At 73.3% G+C, this 22,266-nt stretch carries 23 protein-coding genes and 2 tRNA genes; 12 read left to right on the forward strand and 13 right to left on the reverse strand.

Annotation, left to right across the window (positions count from 1 at the left end):
* Positions 1-93: 93 nt before the first annotated feature.
* The 4 genes from K3554_RS08185 to K3554_RS08200 all read right to left on the reverse strand — a co-directional run bounded on the left by K3554_RS08185 (position 94) and on the right by K3554_RS08200 (position 2,388).
* Positions 94-181 (reverse strand) — tRNA-Ser (locus tag K3554_RS08185).
* 128 nt (positions 182-309) lie between these two features.
* Positions 310-870 (reverse strand): L,D-transpeptidase, encoded by a 561-nt coding sequence (locus K3554_RS08190; RefSeq protein ID WP_259939097.1) that lies wholly within the window; start codon positions 868-870, stop codon positions 310-312.
* Between the two features lie 169 nt (positions 871-1,039).
* Positions 1,040-2,137 (reverse strand): redox-regulated ATPase YchF, encoded by a 1,098-nt coding sequence (ychF, locus tag K3554_RS08195; RefSeq protein WP_259939099.1) that lies wholly within the window; start codon positions 2,135-2,137, stop codon positions 1,040-1,042.
* Between the two features lie 56 nt (positions 2,138-2,193).
* Positions 2,194-2,388, reverse strand: a complete 195-nt coding sequence (locus K3554_RS08200; protein WP_259939100.1) for a hypothetical protein — start codon at positions 2,386-2,388, stop codon at positions 2,194-2,196.
* 56 nt (positions 2,389-2,444) lie between these two features.
* Between K3554_RS08200 and K3554_RS08205 the strand changes: the two genes are divergently transcribed.
* Positions 2,445-2,849 carry a VOC family protein gene (locus K3554_RS08205; RefSeq protein WP_259939101.1) on the forward strand — a complete coding sequence of 135 codons (405 nt, stop codon included), beginning with the start codon at positions 2,445-2,447 and terminating at the stop codon, positions 2,847-2,849.
* Between the two features lie 66 nt (positions 2,850-2,915).
* A complete protein-coding gene (gene trpA / locus K3554_RS08210) occupies positions 2,916-3,707 on the forward strand; it encodes a tryptophan synthase subunit alpha (protein ID WP_259939102.1) in 792 nt (263 codons plus the stop codon).
* A gap of 4 nt (positions 3,708-3,711) precedes the next feature.
* Here trpA and yidD read toward each other — a convergent pair whose 3' ends face one another.
* From yidD to rpmH, 3 genes are all read right to left on the reverse strand, one after another.
* Positions 3,712-3,930, reverse strand: coding sequence for a membrane protein insertion efficiency factor YidD (yidD, locus tag K3554_RS08215; protein WP_259939105.1), 219 nt, complete (start codon positions 3,928-3,930; stop codon positions 3,712-3,714).
* Positions 3,927-4,202, reverse strand: a complete 276-nt coding sequence (gene rnpA, locus K3554_RS08220; protein WP_409197302.1) for a ribonuclease P protein component — start codon at positions 4,200-4,202, stop codon at positions 3,927-3,929. The genes yidD and rnpA overlap by 4 nt, the downstream gene beginning before the upstream one ends.
* A gap of 104 nt (positions 4,203-4,306) precedes the next feature.
* Entirely contained in the window at positions 4,307-4,441 is a 135-nt protein-coding gene (rpmH, locus tag K3554_RS08225) for a 50S ribosomal protein L34 (RefSeq protein ID WP_104020418.1), read from the reverse strand.
* Between the two features lie 308 nt (positions 4,442-4,749).
* Between rpmH and K3554_RS08230 the strand changes: the two genes are divergently transcribed.
* The 4 genes from K3554_RS08230 (at position 4,750) to K3554_RS08245 (ending at position 8,504) form a co-directional block, all read left to right on the forward strand.
* Positions 4,750-5,475 carry a TVP38/TMEM64 family protein gene (locus tag K3554_RS08230; RefSeq protein WP_259939108.1) on the forward strand — a complete coding sequence of 242 codons (726 nt, stop codon included), beginning with the start codon at positions 4,750-4,752 and terminating at the stop codon, positions 5,473-5,475.
* Positions 5,472-6,881, forward strand: a complete 1,410-nt coding sequence (locus tag K3554_RS08235; protein WP_259939110.1) for an NAD(P)/FAD-dependent oxidoreductase — start codon at positions 5,472-5,474, stop codon at positions 6,879-6,881. The genes K3554_RS08230 and K3554_RS08235 overlap by 4 nt, the downstream gene beginning before the upstream one ends.
* A gap of 90 nt (positions 6,882-6,971) precedes the next feature.
* Positions 6,972-8,369 carry a sensor histidine kinase gene (locus K3554_RS08240; RefSeq protein ID WP_259945845.1) on the forward strand — a complete coding sequence of 466 codons (1,398 nt, stop codon included), beginning with the start codon at positions 6,972-6,974 and terminating at the stop codon, positions 8,367-8,369.
* Positions 8,370-8,427: 58 nt separating this feature from the next.
* Positions 8,428-8,504: transfer RNA gene (locus K3554_RS08245), tRNA-Arg, on the forward strand.
* A 121-nt stretch (positions 8,505-8,625) separates the two neighbouring features.
* Here K3554_RS08245 and K3554_RS08250 read toward each other — a convergent pair.
* Positions 8,626-10,335 (reverse strand): DEAD/DEAH box helicase, encoded by a 1,710-nt coding sequence (locus K3554_RS08250; protein WP_311200317.1) that lies wholly within the window; start codon positions 10,333-10,335, stop codon positions 8,626-8,628.
* Between the two features lie 133 nt (positions 10,336-10,468).
* Positions 10,469-11,503 (reverse strand): ribose-phosphate pyrophosphokinase, encoded by a 1,035-nt coding sequence (locus tag K3554_RS08255; protein WP_259939113.1) that lies wholly within the window; start codon positions 11,501-11,503, stop codon positions 10,469-10,471.
* A gap of 76 nt (positions 11,504-11,579) precedes the next feature.
* Here K3554_RS08255 and K3554_RS08260 point away from each other — a divergent pair, with 76 nt between their 5' ends.
* Positions 11,580-12,179: a 2-hydroxychromene-2-carboxylate isomerase gene (locus K3554_RS08260; protein WP_259939115.1), complete on the forward strand. Its 600-nt coding sequence runs from the start codon at positions 11,580-11,582 to the stop codon at positions 12,177-12,179.
* A complete protein-coding gene (locus K3554_RS08265) occupies positions 12,176-12,898 on the forward strand; it encodes an alpha/beta fold hydrolase (RefSeq protein WP_259939117.1) in 723 nt (240 codons plus the stop codon). The genes K3554_RS08260 and K3554_RS08265 overlap by 4 nt, the downstream gene beginning before the upstream one ends.
* Before the next feature lie 128 nt (positions 12,899-13,026).
* Here the strand turns inward: K3554_RS08265 and K3554_RS08270 are convergent, their stop codons facing one another.
* The 3 genes from K3554_RS08270 to K3554_RS08280 all read right to left on the reverse strand — a co-directional run bounded on the left by K3554_RS08270 (position 13,027) and on the right by K3554_RS08280 (position 16,799).
* Positions 13,027-14,481: an ABC transporter substrate-binding protein gene (locus K3554_RS08270; RefSeq protein WP_259939119.1), complete on the reverse strand. Its 1,455-nt coding sequence runs from the start codon at positions 14,479-14,481 to the stop codon at positions 13,027-13,029.
* A gap of 201 nt (positions 14,482-14,682) precedes the next feature.
* Entirely contained in the window at positions 14,683-15,369 is a 687-nt protein-coding gene (nth, locus tag K3554_RS08275; RefSeq protein WP_259939121.1) for an endonuclease III, read from the reverse strand.
* A 161-nt stretch (positions 15,370-15,530) separates the two neighbouring features.
* Positions 15,531-16,799 carry an acetylornithine deacetylase/succinyl-diaminopimelate desuccinylase family protein gene (locus tag K3554_RS08280; protein WP_259939122.1) on the reverse strand — a complete coding sequence of 423 codons (1,269 nt, stop codon included), beginning with the start codon at positions 16,797-16,799 and terminating at the stop codon, positions 15,531-15,533.
* 109 nt (positions 16,800-16,908) lie between these two features.
* On the opposite strand from K3554_RS08280, the gene K3554_RS08285 reads away from it, so the two are divergent.
* Positions 16,909-17,262: a hypothetical protein gene (locus K3554_RS08285; RefSeq protein ID WP_259939124.1), complete on the forward strand. Its 354-nt coding sequence runs from the start codon at positions 16,909-16,911 to the stop codon at positions 17,260-17,262.
* Positions 17,263-17,325: 63 nt separating this feature from the next.
* The gene (locus K3554_RS08290; RefSeq protein ID WP_259939125.1) at positions 17,326-17,592 is read left to right on the forward strand and encodes a hypothetical protein; all 267 of its coding nucleotides are present in this window, start codon (positions 17,326-17,328) and stop codon (positions 17,590-17,592) included.
* Here K3554_RS08290 and K3554_RS08295 read toward each other — a convergent pair.
* Positions 17,583-18,557 carry a hypothetical protein gene (locus tag K3554_RS08295; protein ID WP_259939126.1) on the reverse strand — a complete coding sequence of 325 codons (975 nt, stop codon included), beginning with the start codon at positions 18,555-18,557 and terminating at the stop codon, positions 17,583-17,585. The two genes, K3554_RS08290 and K3554_RS08295, sit on opposite strands and share 10 nt — an antisense overlap.
* A 212-nt stretch (positions 18,558-18,769) precedes the next feature.
* On the opposite strand from K3554_RS08295, the gene deoC reads away from it, so the two are divergent.
* Together deoC and K3554_RS08305 are read left to right on the forward strand one after the other, a co-directional pair.
* Positions 18,770-19,720 (forward strand): deoxyribose-phosphate aldolase, encoded by a 951-nt coding sequence (gene deoC / locus K3554_RS08300; protein WP_259939127.1) that lies wholly within the window; start codon positions 18,770-18,772, stop codon positions 19,718-19,720.
* Positions 19,721-19,803: 83 nt separating this feature from the next.
* Positions 19,804-22,119 carry an aldehyde dehydrogenase family protein gene (locus K3554_RS08305; protein ID WP_259939129.1) on the forward strand — a complete coding sequence of 772 codons (2,316 nt, stop codon included), beginning with the start codon at positions 19,804-19,806 and terminating at the stop codon, positions 22,117-22,119.
* The last annotated feature ends 147 nt before the right edge of the window (positions 22,120-22,266 follow it).

Genomic DNA, 22,266 nt, shown 5'->3' on the forward strand with positions numbered 1-22,266 from the left:
AAGCTAGAACAACGTCAAATAGGGTGAAAGCGTTGTGTGGCGGGGCCTTGCGCCATCCAACCGTATCGGATGGCATCCCGGAAAAGGTGGGGGTGGCGGAGACGAAGGGATTCGAACCCTCGAACGGTTGCCCGTTACTCCCTTAGCAGGGGAGCGCCTTCGACCACTCGGCCACGTCTCCGCGGACCGGCCTATCAGGAGGGCGTCGGGCGCCGCAAGGGCGGATGACGCCGAGGACACCCCATCGGGAAACGGAACGGGGCGCGGCCCTCGCAGGCCGCGCCCCTATCCGCGCCGCCGGCGCGGGGATCAGATGGTCTTGGGGTGCAGCACCACGCGGGCCTTCAGGGGCACGCGCTCGTAGAGGTCGACGATCTCGTCGTTGATGATGCGCGCGCAGCCGTTCGACACGGCCGAGCCGATCGTGTTCGGCGCGTTGGTGCCATGGATGCGCAGGAAGGTGTCGCCGCGGCCCGGCTCGAACAGGTAGAGGGCGCGCGCGCCGAGCGGGTTGTCCACGCCGCCGGGCATGCCGTCCTCGTACTGCTTGTAGGCGGCCGGGTCGCGCTCGATCATCTCGGGCGTGGGCGTCCAGGACGGCCACTCCTTCTTGGCGCCCACGAAGAACTCGCCCGACTCGTAGAGGCCGGGGCGGCCCACGCCGCAGCGGTAGCGCATGGCCGTGCCGCCGGGCATCGTCCAGTAGAGCATGTAGGCCGAGGGCAGCACGTGCAGCTCGCCGGGCATCACGTCGGCGCGGGTGCGCACCACCACCGGATCGAAGGCCGGCCCCCGCGGAGACACGGCGCGGGCGGCGTCGGCGGCGAGGAGGGCGGTGAGGCCCGAGGCGATGAAGGCGCGGCGATGCATCGGCGAACTCCGTGATCTTGCGGTAAACATGTATCGCAGGGGATTTAGGGAATTACGCGCCGATCCGCGACCCCGCGCCACACACGCTTTGGCGAGGCTCCGCCGGTCGCGGTCCCCGTGTGACGGAAAGGTCGCAATCCGGGGCCGCGCCGTGTCCGGGGCAGGGACGTCAGACGTTGTGCAGGAAGTGCAGCACGTCGCCGTCGCGCACGCGGTAGGTCTTGCCCTCGGCGCGCATCCTGCCGGCCTCCTTGGCCTCCTTCTCGCCGCCCAGCGAGACGAAGTCGTCGTAAGCGATGGTCTCGGCGCGGATGAAGCCGCGCTCGAAGTCGCCGTGGATCACGCCCGCGGCCTGCGGCGCGGTGGTGCCGGCCGGGATGGTCCAGGCGCGCGCCTCCTTGGGGCCGACGGTGAAGTAGGTCTCGAGGTGCAGCAGCTCGTAGCCGGCGCGGATCAGGCGGTCGAGGCCCGCCTCCTCCAGCCCCATCTCGGCCAGGAACTCGGCCTGCTCGGCGTCATCGAGCTGGGCGATCTGCTCCTCGATGGCGGCCGAGATGACCACCGTGCCGGCGCCCTGCTCGGCGGCCATGCGGGCGACCGCCTCGGAATGGGCGTTGCCGGTGGCGGCATCGTCCTCGCCCACGTTGCAGACGTAGAGGATGGGCTTCTGGGTCAGGAGCTGCAGCCCACGCCAGAGCTTGGCGTCCTCGTCCCCCACCTCGACCGTGCGCGCCGGGCGCCCGTCCTCCAGGGCCGTGCGCGCGGCCTCGAGCAGGCGCTGCTGGGCCACGGCCTCCTTGTCGCCGCCGCGTACCTTGCGGACGATGTTCTGGAGCCGCCGCTCGACCGACTCGAGGTCGGCGATCATCAGCTCGGTCTCGATGGTCTCGGCGTCGGCCACGGGGTCGACGCGGCCCTCGACGTGGGTCACGTCGCCGTCCTCGAAGCAGCGCAGCACGTGGGCGATGGCGTCGGTCTCGCGGATGTTGGCGAGGAACTGGTTGCCGAGGCCCTCGCCCTTGCTCGCCCCCTTCACCAGCCCGGCGATGTCCACGAAGGTCATGCGGGCGGGAATGGTTTGCTTCGACTTCGCCATCTCCGCCAGGCGGTGGAGCCGGGCGTCGGGCACCGCCACGTCGCCCACGTTGGGCTCGATGGTGCAGAACGGGAAGTTGGCGGCCTGCGCGGCGGCCGTCTTCGTCAGCGCGTTGAAGAGCGTGGACTTGCCGACGTTCGGCAGCCCCACGATGCCCATGCGAAAGCCCATGGCGTCCTCCTTGGATCGGCGCCGCGCCTACGCGCCCGCGCCGCGGGAGGCAAGCTTCAGCGCCGCTCGGCGCGGTCGCGGTTGCGCTCGAAGATGATGATCCAGGCCAGCACGATGAAGGCCGGGTGGCCGAGGCCGCCCGAGATGATGATCGCGGGCACCCAGACCAGGAACGAGATCACGGCGACGATGGGCCGGCCCGCGAGCAGGATCGAGAGCGGCGGCACGAGGAGGGCGAGAAGATAGTTCATGGCCCCCAGATAGGGGCGTAAGGAGGCGCCGACCATACCCCGGCGAGGCAAATCCCGTGACCCCCTACCTGCATTTCCGCGGCACCTGCGCCGAGGCGTTCCGCTTCTACGAGGGGGTGTTCGGCGGCACCCTGTCCCTGCAGCGCTACGGCGACGCCCCCGAGCCGCTGCCCTTCGCGGGGCCGGAGGACGCCGCCCGCGTGCTCCACGCGGAGCTGCGCGGCGAGGGGTGGACGCTGATGGGGTCCGACTTCACCTTCGCGGTGGAGGGCGATCCGCAGAAGGCGGTCAGCATCGCGCGCACGGTGGCGGACTTGGCAACGGGCGCGGCCCTATTCGAGGCGCTGGAGGCGGACGGCGGCGCGCCCGCGGTGCCCTGGGGGCCGACCTTCTTCGCGCCGGGCTTCGGCATGGTGCGCGACCGCTTCGGCACGCACTGGATGATCACCGCGGCGGGGTAGGGGGGCGGCCCCGTTGCGCCGCGCCCCCCGGCGGGCTACGCCGCCCCCGCACGGGAGGGACCGCACATGAGCCGCATCGCCGCACGTTTCCGCAAGCTGGAGGCCGAGGGCCGCAAGGCCTTCGTGGCCTACGTCATGGCGGGCGACCCCGATGCGGCCACCGCCACCGAGATCGTGCGCGGCCTGCCCAGCGCCGGGGTCGACGTGATCGAGCTGGGGATCCCCTTCACCGACCCGATGGCGGACGGCCCCACGATCCAGCTTGCCGGCCAGCGCGCGCTGGAGGGGGGCATGACGCTCTCGGCCACGCTGGACACCGTGCGCGCCCTGCGCCGCGACGACGACGAGACGCCGGTGGTCCTGATGGGCTACTACAACCCCATCTATTCGCGCGGGGTGGATCGCTTCCTCGCCGAGGCCGTGGAGGCCGGCGTGGACGGCCTGATCGTGGTCGACCTGCCGCCCGAGGAGGACGAGGAGCTGTGCCTGCCCGCCCTGGCGAAGGACATCGACTTCATCCGCCTCGCCACGCCCACCACCGACCGGGCGCGCCTGCCGGTGGTGCTGCGGAACACCTCCGGATTCGTCTACTACGTCTCGATCACCGGGATCACCGGCGCGGGCGAGGCGAGCGCCGCGAAGGTCGCTCCCGAGGTGGCCCGGATCAAGGAGGGCACCGCGCTGCCCGTGATCGTGGGCTTCGGCATCAAGACCCCCGAGGCCGCGCGCGACATCGCCGCCGTGGCCGACGGCTGCGTGGTCGGCTCGGCCATCGTGGACCGGATCGGGCGGGGCGACAGCGTCGAGGACGTGCTCTCTTACGTGCGCTCGCTTGCGGACGGCGCGCACTCGGCCTGAACGCTCACGGCACCGGGTCGTAGCCCGACCCGCCCCACGGGCGGCAGCGCCCGATGCGGCGCAGCGCGAGCCAACCGCCCCGCAGCGCCCCGTGCCGCTCCAGCGCCTCGAGCGCGTAGGCCGAGCAGGTGGGCTGGAACCGGCAGTTGTGCCCCACCCACGGGCTGCCCACCACGCGGTAGGCGCGGACGGGCAGGGCGAGGAGGCGGGCGAGGGGGGTCATCGGTGGGCGCGGCGCACGGCGCGGCGCAGGTCGTCCAAGAGGTCGTCCCAGGGCCGCAGGGCGGTCGCGTCCCGGCGCCCCACCAGTACGTAGTCCCAGCCGGGGCGGCCCAGGCCGCCCAGCACGACGCGCGCCGCCTCGCGCAGGCGCCGCTTGGCGCGGTTGCGGGCCACGGCGTTGCCGACCTTCTTCGAGCAGGTGAAGCCGACGCCTATCCCTGCATCGCCGTCGCCCCGGTCGCGGGCCTGCAGCAGCATCGATCCGGCGGGCACCCGGGCGCCTCGGGCGCAGTCCAGGAACTGCCGGCGCGCCTTCAGAACGCGAAGCGGCGCCGGAGGCGGAACCTCCGGCGCCACGGTCGTTGGGTCTTCGGGAATCAGGCCGAGAGCGACTTGCGGCCGCGGGCGCGGCGCGCGTTCAGGATCTTGCGGCCGGCCTTGGTGGCCATGCGCGCGCGGAACCCGTGGCGGTGCTTGCGGACGAGGTTCGAGGGCTGGAACGTGCGCTTCATGGTCTCTCTCCGTGGCGTCGGGCCCCGTGGGGCCTCCCGCGCGTCGGCGGGCCTCGTGAATCTGGAAGCCGCCCCCTACGGCAGGCCCGGGACGGTGTCAACGGTGGCGCCCCGGCGGGGCGGGGGCGGGGGGTCGTGACATGTGGGGCGGCGGTGGCCGTAACACGCGGAGGCAGGGTCCGTAACAATCGGCCCGGATTCGTGGCCCCGCCGTCACGCCCCCTCACGCCTCCGGCACCCCGGGTATCGCAGGGGCACCCCGCGCGCTTTGTTGCCGTGACGCCCCCGAATCCCGGAGCCCCGTGCCGATGACCGAAGCCACCTCGCCGAGCCGTTCCGGGCTCGCGCGCTACCTTCCCCTCGCGCTGATCGCCGCCGCCGCCATCACCGGCGCGGTGTTCTTGCGCGACTACCTCAGCTTCGAGGCGCTCGCCGCCAACCGCGAGGCGCTGATCGGCTTCCGCGACGCCAACTACGCGCTCGCCGCCGCCGCATTCGCCGCCGCCTACGTGGCGATCGTGGCGCTCAGCCTGCCCGGCGCGGCCATCGCCACGCTCACGGGCGGGTTCCTGTTCGGGGTCGTGGCGGGCACGGCCCTTAACGCCGTCTCCGCCACCATCGGCGCGCTGCTGATCTTCCTCGCCGCCAAGCACGGGCTGGGCGACCGGCTGGCCGCGCGCATGGACGCCTCCGACGGCGCCGTGAAGCGCCTCAAGGACGGCATCCGCGAGGACGAGACCTCGTACCTCCTGATCATGCGCCTCGTGCCGGCCGTGCCGTTCTTCGTGGCCAACCTCGTGCCCGCCTTCGTGGGCGTGGGCACGCCCAAGTACGCCTGGACCACCTTCTTCGGCATCCTGCCCGGCTCCCTCGTCTACACCTGGGTCGGCGCCGGCCTCGGCGAGGTCTTCGCCCGCGGCGAGACGCCCGACCTCGGCATCGTGTTCGAGCCGCACATCCTCGGCCCCATCCTCGGCCTCGCCGCGCTGGCGTTGGTCCCCGTCGCGGTCAAGCACCTCAAGAGTTCCAAATGAACGATCTGAACACGGACGTCCTTGTCATCGGCGCCGGCTCGGGCGGGCTGTCGGTGGCCTACGGGGCCAGCCAGATGGGCGCCGACGTGACCCTGCTCGAAGGGCACCGCATGGGCGGCGACTGCCTGAACTTCGGCTGCGTGCCCTCCAAGGCGCTCTTGGCCGCGGCCAAGCACGCCCATGCCATGCGCACCGGCGGGGCCTTCGGCGTCGCCCCCGTGGAGCCCGAGATCGACTACGCCGCCGCCAAGCGGCACGTCCACGAGACCATCGCCCGCATCGCCCCCGTCGACAGCCAAGAGCGGTTCGAGGGCCTTGGGGTCCGCGTGATCCGCGAGATGGGCCGCTTCACCGGCGAGCGCACCGTCGAGGCGGGCGACTGGCGCATCACCGCGCGGCGCATCGTGATCGCCACCGGATCGTCGCCCCTCGTGCCGCCGATCCCGGGGCTGGTGGACGTGCCGTACCTGACCAACGAGACGCTGTTCGACCTCATGGAGCGGCCCGACCACCTCGTGATCGTCGGCGGCGGCCCCATCGGCATGGAGATGGCCCAGGCCCACCGCCGCCTCGGCTGCCGCGTCACCGTGATCGAGGGCGAGCGGGCCATGGGCAAGGACGACCCGGAGCTGGCCGCCGTCGTTCTGGACGCCGTGCGCGGCGAGGGCGTCCAGATCATGGAAGGGGTCAAGGCCGAGCGCGTCTCGGGCGAGGCCGGGGCGATCACTGTGCACACCTCGGGCGGCGACGTCACCGGCACGCACCTCCTGATGGCTGTGGGGCGCAAGGCCAACATCGAGCGATTGAATCTCGATGCGGCGGGCATCGCCCACGACCGCACCGTCACCGTGGGCGACGACCTTCGCACCTCGAACCGCCATGTCTACGCGGTGGGCGACGTGGCGGGCCGCCTCCAGTTCACCCACGTCGCCGGCTACCACGGCGCCACCGTGCTGCGGCCCATCCTGTTCGGCCTGCCCGCCAAGGCCAGGCAGCACCACATCCCCTGGGCAACCTACACCGACCCCGAGCTGGCGCAGGTCGGCCTGACGGAAGCGGAGGCGCGCGAGCGGCACGGCGACGTGGAGGTGCTTCGCTTCCGCTTCGACGAGAACGACCGCGCCATCGCCGAGCGGCGCACGGAAGGCCTGATCAAGGTCGTGGTCCACCGCGGCAAGCCGGTGGGTGCGGGCATCGTCGGGCCGCATGCGGGCGAGCTGATCGGGGTCTGGGCGCTGGCGCTGGCGAACGGCATGAAGGTCGGCGACGTGGCCGGCATGGTCGCGCCCTATCCCACCCTCGGCGAGGTCTCGAAGCGCGCGGCGGGGCAGTACTACGTGCCGCGCCTGTTCGAGAGCGAGCTCGTGAAGCGCGCCGTGCGGCTGGTGCAGCGCCACCTGCCCTGAGCCCCGGAGGGAACCCCGCCCGCCTCCCGCGCCTTGACCCTCCGGTGGGGCGCGGGCGACGCTCCGCGCGACCTCAACCGCGGCGGCCCCATGTTCTCCAGCCTCTCCGGGCGCTTCCTCGTCCTCACGATCCTCTTCGTCATGCTGGCCGAGGTGCTGATCTTCGTGCCGTCGATCGCGCGGTTCCGCCTCGACTACCTTACCGAACGCATGGAGCGCGCGCAGATCGCCTCGCTCGCCCTGCTCGGCACCGGGGGCATGGTGGACCCCGAGCTGGAGCACGAGCTGCTGCAGAACGCGGGCGTACTCAACGTCGTGCTGCGCCGCGACGAGCTGCGCCAGCTCGTCCTCTCCTCGGAGATGCCCGCCGCGGTCTCGCGCACCGTCGACCTGCGCGACGTCTCGACGCTGTCCCTGATGGGCGAGGCGCTGGCGCGCTTCGTTGATCCCGGCCCGGATGTGATCCGGGTGATCGGCGAGCCGGCCTTGGGCGGCGGGCTCCAGATCGAGATCGCCCTCGACACCCGGCCCCTCCACCGGGCGATGCTGGACTACGGGCTCAACATCCTCGTGCTCTCGGCCGCGATCTCGGCGATCACCGCCGCCTTCCTGTTCCTCGCGGTGCGCAGCCTGATGGTGCTGCCGATCAAGCGGCTGGTGGCGCAGATGAACCGCTACGCCGCCGCCCCCGAGGACGCGCGCCGCATGATCGAGCCCACCTCGCGCATCCGCGAGCTGCACGAGGCCGAGACCTCCCTGCGCGACCTCGAGCAGCAGCTCTCGCAGTCGCTGCGCCAGAAGGAGCGGCTGGCGCAACTGGGCGCCGCCGTCGCGAAGATCGCCCACGACCTGCGCAACATCCTCACCACCGCCACGCTGCTCGGCGACCGGCTGGAGCGGGTCGAGGATCCCACCGTGAAGCGCGTGGCCCCGAAGCTCGTCGCCTCGCTGGCCCGTGCCGCCAGCCTGACCGAAGGCACGCTCGCCTTCGGCCGCGCCGAGGAGGCCTCGCCCCGCCTGGAGCCGGTCCCTGCGCTGCCCTTCCTGCGCGAGGTCTGCGAGGCCGAGGCGCTGGCGGTGCGCGAGGGGCAGGGGATCCGCATCGAGGCCGAGGCGCCGCCGCAGCTCACCGTGCGCGCCGACCGCGAGCAGCTCTACCGCGTGGTCGGCAACCTCGTGCGCAACGCGCGCCAGGCGATGCAGGCGGCGGGGCGGGGCGGGACCATCCGCGCGGTGGCCGCCGAAACGCCCCGGGCCTGGGTGATCGAGGTCCGCGACGACGGGCCGGGCCTGCCGCCCAAGGCGCGCGAGAACCTGTTCGAGGCGTTCCGGGGCGGGGTGCGCAAGGGCGGCACGGGCCTCGGCCTTCCCATCGCCGCCGAGCTGGTGCGCGGCCACGGCGGCACGCTGGAGCTGGCTCGCACGGGGCCCGAGGGCACCGTGTTCCGCGTGACCCTGCCGCGCGGCGAGACGGCGCTGGGCGTCTGACGATTTTCCCGCCCGGGGGCCTTGCGCCCCCGGCGCGCCCCGCGTATCCGGGCCGCGTGCGCTGGTAGCTCAGTTGGATAGAGTACTTGACTACGAATCAAGGGGTCGGGGGTTCGAATCCTCCCCAGCGCGCCACTCCCCTCATCTGAAGTTCCGCCGCGGGTGCGCCCCGCGCGACTGATGCCGCGTGGGCGTTCCGGCCCGCCAGCGCGATGTCGCACGGCTCGGCCGACGGGGGGCTGACGCCCCCCGTCGCTCACCCCTCGCGCTTGCCCTTCGGGCGCGCGAACCCGCCGGGCTTCGGGCCCTTGCGGTGGGGCTTCCCGCCCTTCGGACCGCCCGCCTTCGGACGCGGGCCCCCCGCGGGCTTGCCGCCGTCGCCGCCGCCGGGCTTGCCGCGCGGCGCCTGGGCCGGGGGCGCTTCGGAGGGCTGGATCGACAGGCCGTCGCCGAGCGTGCCCGCGGCGTTGCGCTCGAAGGCGTCGGCGGCGTCCTCGCGCACCTGGACCCAAGAGGCGCGGGGGCCGATGCGGATCGCGCCCACGTCGGCGCCGGTCACGCCGCCCGCCTTGCAGGCCTTGGCGAGGATGCGCTTGGGCTCCAGCCCCGCGTCGCGGCCCGCGTCGATCTCGAACCAGCGCGCCGGCCCGAAGTCGGCGGCCTGCCGCGGCGCGGCGGCGACCACCTCGGAGATGTCCTCGGGCGCCGAGAGGCGCTCGGCGCGCTGGCGCAGGACGAAGCGGGCGAGCTGCTCGGGCGAGAAGCGCGCGGCCAGCTCCGCGGCGGCCTCGGCGTCGATGCCCTCCTCGTCCCACCAGGCGGGATCGGCCAGGAGACGCTCGCGGTCGGCCTCGCGCACCGCGTCCGCGGAAGGCGCCGGCATCCACTCCGCCTCAAGCTTGGCCCAGCCCAGCAGCCGCTGCGCCTTGCGACGGGCGGCGGGCGGCACGATCAGCACCGCGGCGCCCTTGCGCCCCGCGCGCCCCGTGCGCCCCGAGCGGTGCAGCAGCGTGTCCGAGCCGGTGGGCAGCTCGGCGTGGATCACGAGATCGAGCCCGGGCAGGTCGATGCCCCGCGCCGCCACGTCCGTCGCCACGCAGACCCGCGCGCGCCCGTCGCGCATCGCCTGCAGCGCATGGCTGCGCTCGGCCTGCGACAGCTCGCCCGACAGGGCCACCACCGGGAAGCCCCGGTTCTGGAGCCGGGCCGATAGCCGGCCCACGGTGGCGCGGGTGTTGCAGAACACGATCGCGCCCGTCGCGTCGTGGAGACGCAGCGTGTTGATGATGGCGCCCTCCACCTCGCCGGGCCGCACCTCGTGGGCGCGGTAGGCGATGTCCGCGTGCTGGCGCTCGGCGGCGCGCACCGAGATGCGCCGCGCGTCGCGCTGGTAGCTCTCGGCGAGCCCCGCGATGGCGGGCGGCACGGTGGCCGAGAACATCAGCGTGCGGCGCCCCTCGGGGCACTGGCCGAGGATGAACTCCAGGTCCTCGCGGAAGCCGAGGTCCAGCATCTCGTCGGCCTCGTCGAGCACCACGGCGCGCACCGCGGACAGGTCGATCGTGCCGCGCCCGATGTGGTCGCGCAGGCGGCCCGGCGTGGCGACCACGACGTGGGCGCCGCGGGCGAGCGCCCGACGCTCGTCGCGCATGTCCATGCCGCCCACGGTGGAGGCCAGCACCGCCCCCGCATAGAGCCAGGCCAGCTCGCGCTTCACCTGCATCGCCAACTCGCGCGTGGGCGCGACCACGAGGGCGAGCGGGGCGCCCGCCGCGTCCCACGTCTCGGCGTCGCCCAGCAGGGTGGGGGCGATTGCGAGGCCGAAACCGAGGGTCTTGCCCGATCCGGTCTGCGCCGAGACCAGGAGGTCCGCGCCCTCGAGGGCGGGGTCGGTCACGGCCTCCTGCACGGGGGTCAGCGTGTCGTAGCCGCGCTCGGCGAGGGCGTCCGCGAGGATGCGTTTCATGGCGAGGGGTCCTTCCGACGGGCCCGCGGCGGGCAAGGCGCGCCCGCTACGCGGTTCCCGCGGGAATGTATAGGTCCGCCGCCGCGGCGGGGCGCCCCCCCGCCGCGCGACCCGCGTCCCGTCCCCCCCGCGGTCAGGCGGCGGGCGAGAGGCCGTTGGGGTAGAAGCTCTCGTAGATCGGCTCGAGCGTGGCGCTGTCGAACAGCGAGGATACCGAGGTACCGTTCCAGATGTGTAGGATCGCCTGGGCCAGCATCGGCGCCATGGGCACGATGCGGATGTTGGGGCAGCCGCGCACCGCCTCGGTGGGCTGGATCGAGTCGGTGATCACGAGGCTCTTGAGGTTGGAGCGGGTGATCCGGTCGACGGCGGGGCCCGACAGCACGCCGTGGGTGATGTAGGCGTGGACCTCGGTGGCGCCCGCGTCCATCAGCACGTCGGCCGCCTTGCACAGCGTTCCGGCGGTGTCGCAGATGTCGTCCACGATCACGCACTTCTTGCCCGCGACCTCGCCGATCACGGTCATCTCCGAGACCTCGCCGGCCTTCTCGCGGCGCTTGTCGACGATGCTGAGGGGCGCGTCGATGCGCTTGGCCAGCTCGCGCGCCCGCGCCACGCCGCCCACGTCCGGCGAGACCACCACGACGTCGCGCGTCGAGCCGAAGTTGTGCACGATGTCGAGCGCGAACACAGGCGAGGCGTAGAGGTTGTCCACGGGGATGTCGAAGAAGCCCTGGATCTGCGCGGCATGCAGATCCATCGTCAGCACCCGCTCGATGCCGGCGGTGGCGATCATGTTGGCCACCAGCTTGGCCGAGATCGGCGTGCGCGCGCGGCTGCGGCGGTCCTGGCGGGCGTAGCCGAAGTAGGGCACGACCGCGGTGATGCGCGAGGCCGAGGAGCGGCGCAGCGCGTCGCAGATGATCAAGAGCTCCATCAGGTTGTCGTTGGCCGGGTTCGACGTGGGCTGGATCACGAACATGTCCTCGCCGCGGACGTTCTCGAACACCTCCACGAAGACCTCGCCGTCATTGAACCGCTCCACGCGGGCGTCCAGCAGCCCCTGGCGCGTGCCCCGGTGCAGGGAGATGCGCCGCGCGATCTGCTCGGCGAGGGGGCGGTTCGCGTTTCCGGAGATCAGCTTCGGGTCGGGGGCTGAGTGGGGCATCGCGCGTCTCCGAGTCGGGTTTGCGCCGGGCCTACCACCGCGGTAGCGGTGCGGCAAACCCGCAGGAAGGCGCTCCATGACCGCGATCGACTACTTCTTCACCCCGCTCTCGCCCTTCACCTACCTCGCGGGCACCCGCCTCGAGGAGATCGCCGCCGAGACCGGCGCCGAAATTCGCTACCGCCCGCTCGACGTGGTGCAGCTGTTCGGCCGCACCGGCGGCACGCCCCCGAAGGACCGCCACCCGGCCCGCCAGGCCTACCGCCTGCAGGAGATGCGGCGCCTCGGCGCCAAGCTCGGGCTGCCGATCAACCTCAAGCCCGCGCACTGGCCCACCAACCCCGCGCCGGCGGCCTTCGCGATCATCGGCGCCCAGCGCGCCGGCGGCGGCGGCGACCTCGGGGCGCTGGCCCACGGTCTGGCCCGCGCCTGCTGGGCCGAGGAGCGCGACATCGCCGACGACGGCGTGATCCGCGAGGTGCTGGAGCGGAGCGGCTTCGACGGCGCGCTGGCGGACGTCGGCATGCTGGAGGCGGCCGAGGAGTACGGCCGCAACCTCGAGGACGCCGTGGCCGCCAACGTGTTCGGCGCGCCCTTTTACGTGGTGGGCGAGGAGGTGTTCTGGGGGCAGGACCGGCTGGAGGACCTGCGCCTGCACCTGAAGGGCGAGATTTGAGCACCGGGGACGCCGTCCCGGTCCTCGCGCTCCACTGCCTGCTGGCCTCGGGCGCCGCGTGGCGCCCCCTCGCCGCCCGTCTGGCGCGCCCGCTCGTGCGGGTGGACCTGCCGGGGCACGGCGCGGCGCCCGACGCGGCGGGCGACCTCATGGCGCAGAGTGTGGCCCACGCTCTCGCCCACGCGCCCGAGGGTCCGATCGACTTCGTCGGCCACAGCTTCGGCGCCTGCGTGGCGCTGCGGATCATGGCCGATCATCCGGGGCGCATCCGCCGCGCCGTCTTGGTCGAGCCGGTGCTGTTCGCCGCCGCCCCCGAGCCGGAGCGCGGCCTCGGTCACGACCCGGACGCGGTGCACGCGGCGCTCGCGCGGGGGGACCGGGCCGGGGCGCTGCGGAGCTTCCACGGCGACTGGGGCGGCGGGCCATTGAATGCGATGCCCGCCGCATCCCGCGCCTACATGGAGGCGCGCATGCCGCTCTTCGCCGCCACGGTCCCGGCGCTGCTTCACGACGACGGCGCCGTCCTCGCCCGCCTGCCGGACCGCCCCGTCGCGCTGGTGCGCGGCGACTGCTCGCCCGCCGTGATGAAGCACATCCTGGACGGCCTCGCCGCGCGCATGCCCCGTGCGGAGACGCAGGTAATCGAGGGCGCCGGCCACATGATCCCCTTCACCCACCCCGAGGCGCTGGGGCAGGTGGTGGAGCGGACGCTGGGTTAGGGCGCTCCGGCCTCGCGCCGGGGCCTCGTGTCGCATGCGCTTGCCCCTGTTGCCGGTCGGAGCGCCGGCAGTCGGCGGAGGCCCCGGCGCGAGGCCGGGGCGTGCCGCTTACTCACCCCAGCGTGGCATCACTCCCGCCAGCGCACCCCCGTCAGGTCGTTGGCCTGCGTGGGCGCGTTCTCCCACAGCCCTTCGATGCGCGCGTCCGCCACCCCGGTCTTGGCGAGCTGGAAGAGATACGCGTTCACGTCGTCGGCGGCGATCATCTCCTGCGCGCGCTGGTTCAGGGCCGAGCGGGTCTCGGGCGAGGTGGTGGTGGCCAGCTCCTCGATCAGCGCCTGGAACTCGGGGTTGTCGTAGCCGAAGTAGTAGTCCGGCCGGGCGTAGATGTTGATGTCGGCCGGCTCGGTGTGGCTGACGATGGTCAGGTCGAAGTCGCGGCCCTTGAACACCTGCTCCAGCCACTGCGCCCATTCGAGGTTCTGCATCTCTGTCTCGATCCCGACGTCCCGCAGTTGGCTTGCGATGATCTCGCCGCCGCGCCGGGCATAGGAGGGCGGCGGCAGCATCAGCCGCAGGGGGCGCCCGTCGTAGCCCGATTCCGCGAGCTTGGCCTTCGCCATCTCGGGGTCGAAGGCGCTCTCGGCCGTCAGGTCCACGTAGTCGGGGTTGTGGGGCGCGAAGTGGGTGCCGATGGGCGTGCCGTAGCCGAACATCGCGCCGTCGATGATGGCCTGCCGGTCGATGGCGTGGGTGATCGCGGCGCGCAAGTTTGCGTCCACCGTGTCGTTGTTCATGCCGAGGATCGTCTCGCCTTCGGTCGACCCCACGATCACCGAGAAGCGCGGATCGGCCTCGAACTGCGACAGGGTCTCGGGCGCGGGGAAGTTCGGGAACGCGTCCACGTCGCCGGCCTGCATCGCGGCGAAGGCGGCGTTGGGGTCGGAGATGAATTTGAACGTCGCCGTCTCCAGCGCCGGGGCCTCGCCCCAGTAGTCCGGGTTGCGCTCCAGCTCCACGCGGTCGCCCTGCACCCAGTCCCGGAACCGGAACGGGCCGGTGCCCACGGGGTTCGTGGCGTTGGCCTCCGCGCTCTCGGGCGCCACGATCACGGCGTCGCCCCAGGCGAGGTTGAAGGGCAGGTTACCGTTCGGCGCGGCGAGGGTGATGCGGACCGTGGCGGAGTCCACGGCCTCGACGCTCTCGATGCCGTCGAACAGGGCCTTCTGGGCGTTCACGGAGTCCTCGGCGCGGGCGCGGTCCATCGAGAACACCACGTCCTCGGCGTCCATCGCGGTGCCGTCGTGGAAGGTGACGCCTTCGCGGAGCTTGAAGGTCCAGACGAGGCCGTCCTCCGATGTCTCCCAGCTCTCGGCCAGCGCGGGCTGCACCGAGCCGTCGGGGCCGAAGCGGGTGAGGCCCTCGAAGACGTTGGCGTAGACCACCTCGTCGATCGCGGCGGCGGCGCCGGCGGTGGGGTCGAGGTTGGGGGGCTCGAGCACCATGCCGAGGGTGATGTCGGTCTGCTGGGCGAGCGCGGTGGTGGCGGTCAGGGCGAAGGCTGCGGCGAGACGGATGAGCATTGGGGTCCTCCCTTGGTGGGGCGAGGTTAGGCACGGCGCGCGAGGGGGGACAAGCGGGGGATAGGAGGCGGGTCACGCCCCGGCCCCGCGCCGGGGCCTCAGGGTGCGGTTGGTTCCGAGGTCGCGGAGCGGGGCGGCGCTAGTGGCGTGCGTCGCGCCTCGGGTCGAGCGGTGTCGCATGTCGCCCGCGGAGGCCCCGGCTCAGGGCCGGGGCGGGGTCGCCTCGTCTCCCGGCTCCGCGACAGCCATCTCGCCTGCGAGGAACGCCTCGCACAGCTCGTTCACCGTGCACGTCCCGCACTTCGGGGCGCGCGCCCGGCAGGTGCGCTTGCCGTGGGCCAAGAGGATCACGTGGGCCTGCATGCGCCAGTCGGCGGGCAGGCGCGCCTCCAGCGAGGCGGCGGTCTTTGCCTCGGTCTTTCCCTCCGCCAGCCCCATGCGGTTGCAGACGCGGTGGACGTGGGTGTCGACGGCCACGACGGCCTCGCCGAAGGTGAAGTGCTGCACGATGTCGGCGCACTTGCGGCCCACGCCGGGCAGGCTCATCAGCCCGGCGCGGTCGCGGGGGACGCGGCCGTCCAGTTCGTCGAGCAGGTAGCGGCACATCCGGCGCAGGTTGCGGGTCTTCACGTTGTAGAGGCCGCAGGGGCGGATGGCCTGCGCGATGGCGGCGTCGTCCAGGGCCAGGATGCCCTCGGGCGTGGTGGCCAGCGCGAAGAGGTTGCGGGCGGCCGCCGCGGTGTTGCGGTCGAGGCTCTGGGCCGAGAGCATGCAGGTGACCACGGATCGGAACGGGTCGCGGCCCCCCTTGGTGTCGGGGGCGGTGGCGTCGGGGTAGGCCTCCGCGAGGCGGCGCATGAGGTCGGGAATCGCGGGTTCGGGGAGCATGGCGAGAGGGTAGGGCGCGGGCGGGGCGGGGCCAGCAGGGGGGCGCTCCGCCCGCGCCCCGGCCTTGCGCCGGGGCCTCGGTTCGAAGGTTGTGCCGCGCTTCGGAATGGGGGCGCCGGTGGAAGGCGGAGGCCCCGGCGCGAGGCCGGGGGGTGGTGCGCCTAGGTCAGAAGCCGGTGTAGCGCATGCCCCATGACCTGTGCGGCCTCGCGCATGTCCCGCACGCCCACCCACTCGTCGGGCTGGTGCGCCAGCTCCAGATGGCCGGGGCCGTAGGCGATGCAGTTCCGCAGGCGTCCGATGCGGTCGATGTGCTTCTGGTCGTAGGTGCCCGGCGAGACCACGAAACCGGCCTCGCGGCCCATGACGTCGCGCACGGCGTCCTGCACCGCGCGCACCACGGGGGCGTCCTCGGGGGTGGTGGAGGGCAGCACCTCGAAGAGGTCGCGCACCTCGTAGCGGAAGCTCGGGCGGCGGGCCCGGACGCGCTCCAGCAGGGCGCGGACCTCAGCCTTTACGTCCGCGATGCTCTCCTCGGCGAGGAACCGGCGGTCGATGGTCAGCACGCAGCGGTCGGGCACGCAGGCCGACGGCAGGCCGGTGTAGTCCGCCTCCTGCACCGGCTCGCCGCCGTGGATCGCGTTGAGGTTCAGGGTGGCGGCGCGCGCGCCCTCGGGCACCACGGGAAGGGCCGTGCGGCGGCCAGCGAGCACGGGCAGCAGCGTCTCCTCGATCTCCTGCAGCACGGCGCCCATGTGGCGCACGGCGCAGTCGCCGAGGAAGGGCATGGAGCCGTGGGCGATGTGCCCCTGCGTCTCGATCTCGGCCCACCAGACGCCGCGGTGCCCGAGGCAGATGCGCCCGGGGTCGAGCGGCTCGGGGATGATGACGTGCTGCACGCGCTCGGGTGCGAACCAGCCCTGCTCAGCCAAATACGCCACGCCGCCGTAGCCGCCCGACTCCTCGTCGGCGGTGGCGGAGATCTCGACGGCGCCGCGGAAGTCCGGGTGGAGGTCCGCGAAGGCCTCGGCGGCGACGACGGACGCGGCCAGTCCGCCCTTCATGTCGCAGGCGCCCCGGCCCCAGACCCGGCCATCGGCGATCTCGCCGCCGAAGGGGTCGCGGGTCCAGCCCTCGCCCACGGCCACCACGTCGTGGTGGGAGTTGAAGTGCACGCATTCGCCGGGGCGCGTGCCCTCGCGGCGGCAGACTACGTTCCAGCGGGGGTGGCGGTAGGAGTCGCCCAGGGCGCCTTCCGCGCGGACCATCGCGACGTCCCAGCCTTTGCCGCGCATCCGCTCGCCCAGCAGCTCGCAGACGTCGCGGTAGTGGCGGCCCGGGGGGTTCAGGGTCGGCACCCGCACGAGCGCCTGCGCGAGCGCGGCGCATTCGTCCTCGCGAGCCTCGATCTCTTGCAGCAGACGGTCCATGGGGCCTCCCTTCGGGGCGCACCGTCGCGCCGGGCGGGGCGGAGGGCAACCCGGGGCCGGGAACCTCCGCCGTGGGAGCGCATTCGCACCCCGTGAAACCGGTCTCTCCATGATCGCGGGCGTCCTCGTGCCGCTCTTCGCCCTGGGCGCGCTGGCGTGGCTGCTGCCGCGTCTCGCCGCGCGGTGGCTGCCGCGCTCCATGCGGGGGCTGGTGATGAACGGCGCGATCTGCGGCGCGATCCTCTTCGCTGCGGGCGTGGCGCTGTTCGCGGCGCTCTACGGCGACGCGGCCGGGGTGGTGTGGTCCGAGGCGCCCGCGCACTTCGCGGTGCTCTCGGCGCGCGCGGCCCTCCTGTGGGGGCCGGTGCTGGTGCTGTCGCTCGCGGGGCTGCCGCGTCGCTGGGGGCCGGGAGCGTGGGCCGAGCCGGGCGCCGAGGACCGCGACATGCGAGGCGGCGACTAGCGCCCGCATGGCGCGCGGCGCCCGTTGCCCCTACCTTCGGGGCGTTCCGCGAAAGGCCCGCCCATGCTCCTCCTCGTCCGCATCCTCGCCGTGGTGCTCGTGATTCAGACCGTCGTGTTCTGGAGCCTCCTCCTCTACCTGCGCTGGGGCGAGCGCGACCGGCTGGAGGCGGAGTGGGAGCGCGAGCGCCCCCCGCTGCCGCGCGAGCGCTACGTGACGAACGGCCTCGAGACCCACGGGCGGCGCACCCGCCGCCGGCTCCTCGTCGGGGTCTACGCGATCCCCATGGCGGTGATCGTGGCGCTGATCTGGTGGCTCAACTACAGCTGAGGCCAGACGCGGCGCATCGCCCCGGCGGCGGCGGGAAACCACGGCGCGAAGCCGGCCACCAGCTCGTCGGCCTGCGCGAACGCGGCCATGCGCGCGCAGAACCGCTCCAGCCGCTCGGGCGTGGTGGAGGCGCGGTCGCGGCGGATCACGTCGTCCTCGGCGTCGGCCCATCCCCGCGCGGCGACGGCGCGTCGCATCACCGCGACGCGGTCGGCGGCCACCAGGACCGCCATCCGGCGCAGGAGCGCCATGCGCCCCGCATCGAGCCCGGGCACCTCGCCGAGCACCGCCTCGGTGGCCGGGAGGTCGAGCGCCCACTCCGGGTCGGCCACCAGCCATGCGAGGTCCTCCACGCCGGCGCGGCGGCCGAACAGGTCCCAGTCGTACCAGACCACCGAGCCGTCGGGCTGCACCGCGGCGTTGCCGAGCCGCGCGTCCCAGCGCGTGAAGCGCTCCGATCCGTGCGAGACGGCGCGCGCGAGGACCTCGCTGTCGCAGGCGGGCGGGGCGATCCCGAGGTCGCCCGACAGGAACACTGGGCGGGCGGCGTACTCCTCGGCCCAGCCGGCGCGCGTCCCGAGGCCGGGCAGGCGGTCGAGCAGGTCGGGGCGCGCCTCCATCGCGGCGCGGCACTGCTCCAGCGCGCCGACCGCGCCGCGGGCGAGCGCCGCAGCCTCGGACGCGTCGGCGCGCGCCATGCGCCAGCTCAGCCGCTCGCGCCCCGCGTCGGACTGCACCAGCAGGCCGTCCGCGAAGCCCAGCACCCGCGGCACCGGCGCCCCGTCCTCGCCAAGCACCTGAAGGAGCGCGGCCTCCGTCTCGGCGCGGGCCGGATCGCCGCGGCGGGTGGCGATCGCGGTGGTGCCGTCCTCCAGCTCCACGCGCACCGACCCGCGCCCGCGCCCGCCCGGCGCGGTGGCGCGCAGGACGCGGCGGCCGGTGACGGCCAGCACGGTGGCCTTCATCCATCCTACCGATCCGGGGCGGTGCTCGATACGTGGGGAGGGTTCGGCGGACAGGGCGGGCTCCGGCGTCGGACGTCGCGGGCGCGGCGGTCGGGTCAAGGTTGCACTCGCATGGGGGGCATGCAACGACTTTCCCGCCCCGCAACGGCCCCCGCCCGCAACGGCCCCCGCGCCGTCCGCGATTCCGAAACGATCGCAGGAGTGCGACCCGCGTGACATCCGACCTCGCCCGCAATCCCGGAACGGCCTTCGACGCCGGCCTCCTCGAGGGCATCCGCGTCAACACCCCCGCCACGGAGCGCCGCGCCACGACGATCCCCGCGCGCCGGTCGGTGAAGAAGCAGTGGCAGGCCGCGTGGCTGGCGCGGGCCGTGTCGCTGATCGACCTCACCACGCTCGCGGGCGACGACACGCCCCAGCGGGTGCGGCGCCTGTGCGCCAAGGCGCTGAACCCGGTGCGCGGCGACCTCCTAGAGGCGCTCGGCCTGCCCGATCTCACCTGCGGCGCGGTCTGCGTCTACCACGAGATGGTGCCCGTGGCCGTGGACGCCGTGGCGGGGCGCATCCCCGTGGCTGCCGTCTCGACCGGCTTTCCGGCCGGCCTCACGCCGCTCCACCTGCGCCTGCGCGAGATCGAGGAGAGCGTCGCCGCCGGTGCCGCCGAGATCGACATCGTGATCTCGCGCCGCCACGTGCTGACCGGGAACTGGCAGGCCCTCTACGACGAGATGCGCCAGATGCGCGAGGCCTGCGGCGCGGCGCACGTGAAGGCGATCCTGGCGACGGGCGAGCTTGGCTCCTTGCGCAACGTCGCCAAGGCGTCAGCGGTCTGCATGATGGGCGGCGCCGACTTCATCAAGACGTCGACGGGCAAGGAGAGCGTGAACGCCACGCTGCCCGTGAGCCTCGTGATGATGCGCGCGATCCGCGACCACGAGCGGCGGACGGGCTTCAAGGTCGGCTACAAGCCGGCGGGCGGCATCTCCAAGGCCAAGGACGCGATCACCTACCTCGCGCTCCTCAAGGAGGAGCTTGGCGACCGCTGGCTGCGCCCCGACTTGTTCCGCTTCGGGGCGTCGTCGCTGCTGGGCGACATCGAGCGGCAGCTCGAGCATCACGTGACGGGGCGGTACTCGGCGGGCTACCGGCACGCGGTGGCTTGAGGGCGGGAGCGAGGGGCCAGCCCCTCGCTCCCCGAGGTATTTCTGGAACGAAGAAGAGGGGCCCCGCGCCCCGGAGGCGAGAGATGACCGTGGCCGAGATCTTCGAGACGATGGAATGGGGACCCGCGCCCGAGGGGCGGGGCGAGGCGGACGCCTGGCTGGATGCCCACGGGCGGCGCTTCGGGCACTTCGTGGACGGCGAGCGGCTGGCCCCCGGCGAGTGCTTCGCCACCGTGAACCCCGCCACGGGCGAGGTTCTGGCCGAGGTCACGCAAGGCACCGCTTCGGACGTGGCCGCCGCCGTGAAGGCCGCGCGCAAGGCACAGCCCGGGTGGGCCAAGCTGGACGACCATGCCCGTGCCCGCGTCCTCTACGCCATAGCGCGGGGGCTGCAGAAGCACGCGCGTCTGCTCGCCGTGCTGGAGGTGCTCGACACCGGCAAGCCGATTCGCGAGGCGCGCGACATCGACGTGGCGCTGGCCGCGCGGCACTTCTACCACCACGCTGGCCACGCCGAGCTGCGCTCCGAGATCGTGCCGGGGCGCGAGCCCTGGGGCGTGTGCGGGCAGATCGTGCCGTGGAACTTCCCGCTGCTGATGCTGGCCTGGAAGATCGCGCCGGCGCTCGCCATGGGCAACGCGGTGGTACTGAAACCGGCCGAGTGGACGCCCCTCACCGCGCTGGCCTTCTGCGACATCCTCCAGGAAGCGGGCGTGCCGCCGGGCGTGGTCAACATCGTGACCGGCGACGGCGCCACGGGGGCGGCGCTGACGGCGGCCCCGATCGACAAGCTGGCCTTCACCGGCTCCACCGAGGTGGGCCGCGTCCTGCGCCGCGAGACCGCCGGGCGCGGCATGGGCCTGACGCTCGAGCTGGGCGGCAAGAGCCCTTACGTCGTGTTCGAGGACGCCGACATCGACGGCGCCGTCGAAGGGCTGGTTGACGCCATCTGGTTCAACGGCGGGCAGGTCTGCTGCGCGGGCGCCCGCGCGCTGGTGCAGGAGGGCATCGCCGAAGACTTCGCCGCGCGGCTCAAGGCGCGCATGGCGCGCATCCGCGTGGGCGACCCGCTCGACAAGGCGGTGGACATGGGCGCCATGGTCCATGCCGAGCACAAGGCGCGGGTCGAGGCGATGCTGGCGCGCACGGGCGGCGACGTGCACCGCGGCACGGCCCCCGAGGGCTGCTACCTGCCGCCGGTGCTGGTCGAGAACGTCCACTCCGCCGATCCGATCATGCAGGAGGAGGTGTTCGGCCCGGTGCTGGCGATGACCACTTTCCGCACGCCCGATGAGGCGGTGCAGCTGGCAAACGACACGAACTACGGGCTGGCCGGCTCGATCTGGTCGCAGGACGTGGACCACGCGCTGGGCGTCGCGCCGCGCATCCGCGCCGGGGTGATCTGGGTCAACGGGGCCAACATGCTCGACGCGGCCGCCCCCTTCGGCGGCATGAAGGAGAGTGGTTTCGGCCGCGAGGGCGGCGTGGCCGGGCTGGGGGCCTACCTGCGCCCCGCGCCGGGGACGAAGCTGAAGCCCGCGAAGCGCTTCGAGGCCGCGGGGGCGCTCGCCGACCCCATCGACCGCACCGCCAAGATGTACGTCGGCGGCAAGCAGGCCCGCCCCGACGGCGGCTACACCCGCACCGTCGCCGGGCCGCAGGGCGCGGTGGGGCAGGTGGGGATCGCCAACCGCAAGGACGTGCGCAACGCCGTGGAGGCCGCCGCCGGGGCCTCGGGCTGGGCGTCCAGCACGGGCCACATGCGGGCGCAGATCCTCTACTACCTCGCCGAGAACCTTCACGCGCGTCGCGATGAGTTCGCTGCGCGGCTGAAGTCGCAGCAGGGTGGCGAGCGTGGCCGTGAGGTCGAGACCGCCGTGCGCCACCTGTTCCGCTGGGCGGCCTGGGCCGACAAGCACGACGGCCGCGTGGTGAGCGTGCCCATAGGCGGGCTGGCGCTGGCCCTGAACCGCCCCGTGGGCGTGGTCGGCGCCTTCGCGCCCGAGGAGGCGCCGCTGGCCGGGATCGCGCAGATCGTCGGAGCGTCCATGGCGCTGGGCAACCGTCTGGTGCTGGTCGCGCCCGAGACGGCGCCGCTGGCGGCGACCGACCTCTATCAGGTGCTCGACACGTCGGACGTGCCGGGGGGCGTCGTGAACATCCTGTCGGGTGACCACGCGGAGCTGGCGCCCCACCTCGCGGGGCACATGGGCGTGGACGCGGTGTGGAGCTTCTCGGAGGCGGACGTCTCGAGCGTGATCGAGCGCGAGGCGGCGGGCAACCTGAAGCGGACCTGGGTGAACGGTGGCGCGGGCCGCGACTGGGAGGCGCGCGACGCCGGGCCGTGGCTGGACGCGGGGACGGAAGTGCAGACGGTGTGGGTGCCGTTCGGGGTTTGAGCGGCGCGGGTCGCAGCAAGGGTTCCACCCTCCGGACCTGATCCGGGGCCTCTGGTTGCAGTTGGCGCTTCACTCCGCAGTGTCAGTGCAGGTGGTTGGCGGAGGCCCCGGCGCAAGGCCGGGGCGTGGATCGCCTAGCACCATGCG

Source organism: Jannaschia sp. W003 (assembly GCF_025144335.1).
GTDB lineage: Bacteria > Pseudomonadota > Alphaproteobacteria > Rhodobacterales > Rhodobacteraceae > Jannaschia.

Excerpts from the sequence above, each read along its gene's own strand:
- K3554_RS08190 (WP_259939097.1), bottom strand. The coding sequence starts at position 870 with ATGCATCGCCGCGCCTTCATCGCCTCGGGCCTCACCGCCCTCCTCGCC.
- ychF (WP_259939099.1), bottom strand. The coding sequence starts at position 2,137 with ATGGGCTTTCGCATGGGCATCGTGGGGCTGCCGAACGTCGGCAAGTCC.
- K3554_RS08200 (WP_259939100.1), bottom strand. The coding sequence starts at position 2,388 with ATGAACTATCTTCTCGCCCTCCTCGTGCCGCCGCTCTCGATCCTGCTC.
- trpA (WP_259939102.1), top strand. The coding sequence starts at position 2,916 with ATGAGCCGCATCGCCGCACGTTTCCGCAAGCTGGAGGCCGAGGGCCGC.
- yidD (WP_259939105.1), bottom strand. The coding sequence starts at position 3,930 with ATGACCCCCCTCGCCCGCCTCCTCGCCCTGCCCGTCCGCGCCTACCGC.
- rpmH (WP_104020418.1), bottom strand. The coding sequence starts at position 4,441 with ATGAAGCGCACGTTCCAGCCCTCGAACCTCGTCCGCAAGCACCGCCAC.
- K3554_RS08230 (WP_259939108.1), top strand. The coding sequence starts at position 4,750 with ATGACCGAAGCCACCTCGCCGAGCCGTTCCGGGCTCGCGCGCTACCTT.
- K3554_RS08235 (WP_259939110.1), top strand. The coding sequence starts at position 5,472 with ATGAACGATCTGAACACGGACGTCCTTGTCATCGGCGCCGGCTCGGGC.
- K3554_RS08240 (WP_259945845.1), top strand. The coding sequence starts at position 6,972 with ATGTTCTCCAGCCTCTCCGGGCGCTTCCTCGTCCTCACGATCCTCTTC.
- K3554_RS08250 (WP_311200317.1), bottom strand. The coding sequence starts at position 10,335 with ATGAAACGCATCCTCGCGGACGCCCTCGCCGAGCGCGGCTACGACACG.
- K3554_RS08255 (WP_259939113.1), bottom strand. The coding sequence starts at position 11,503 with ATGCCCCACTCAGCCCCCGACCCGAAGCTGATCTCCGGAAACGCGAAC.
- K3554_RS08260 (WP_259939115.1), top strand. The coding sequence starts at position 11,580 with ATGACCGCGATCGACTACTTCTTCACCCCGCTCTCGCCCTTCACCTAC.
- K3554_RS08270 (WP_259939119.1), bottom strand. The coding sequence starts at position 14,481 with ATGCTCATCCGTCTCGCCGCAGCCTTCGCCCTGACCGCCACCACCGCG.
- nth (WP_259939121.1), bottom strand. The coding sequence starts at position 15,369 with ATGCTCCCCGAACCCGCGATTCCCGACCTCATGCGCCGCCTCGCGGAG.
- K3554_RS08280 (WP_259939122.1), bottom strand. The coding sequence starts at position 16,799 with ATGGACCGTCTGCTGCAAGAGATCGAGGCTCGCGAGGACGAATGCGCC.
- K3554_RS08285 (WP_259939124.1), top strand. The coding sequence starts at position 16,909 with ATGATCGCGGGCGTCCTCGTGCCGCTCTTCGCCCTGGGCGCGCTGGCG.
- K3554_RS08290 (WP_259939125.1), top strand. The coding sequence starts at position 17,326 with ATGCTCCTCCTCGTCCGCATCCTCGCCGTGGTGCTCGTGATTCAGACC.
- K3554_RS08295 (WP_259939126.1), bottom strand. The coding sequence starts at position 18,557 with ATGAAGGCCACCGTGCTGGCCGTCACCGGCCGCCGCGTCCTGCGCGCC.
- K3554_RS08305 (WP_259939129.1), top strand. The coding sequence starts at position 19,804 with ATGACCGTGGCCGAGATCTTCGAGACGATGGAATGGGGACCCGCGCCC.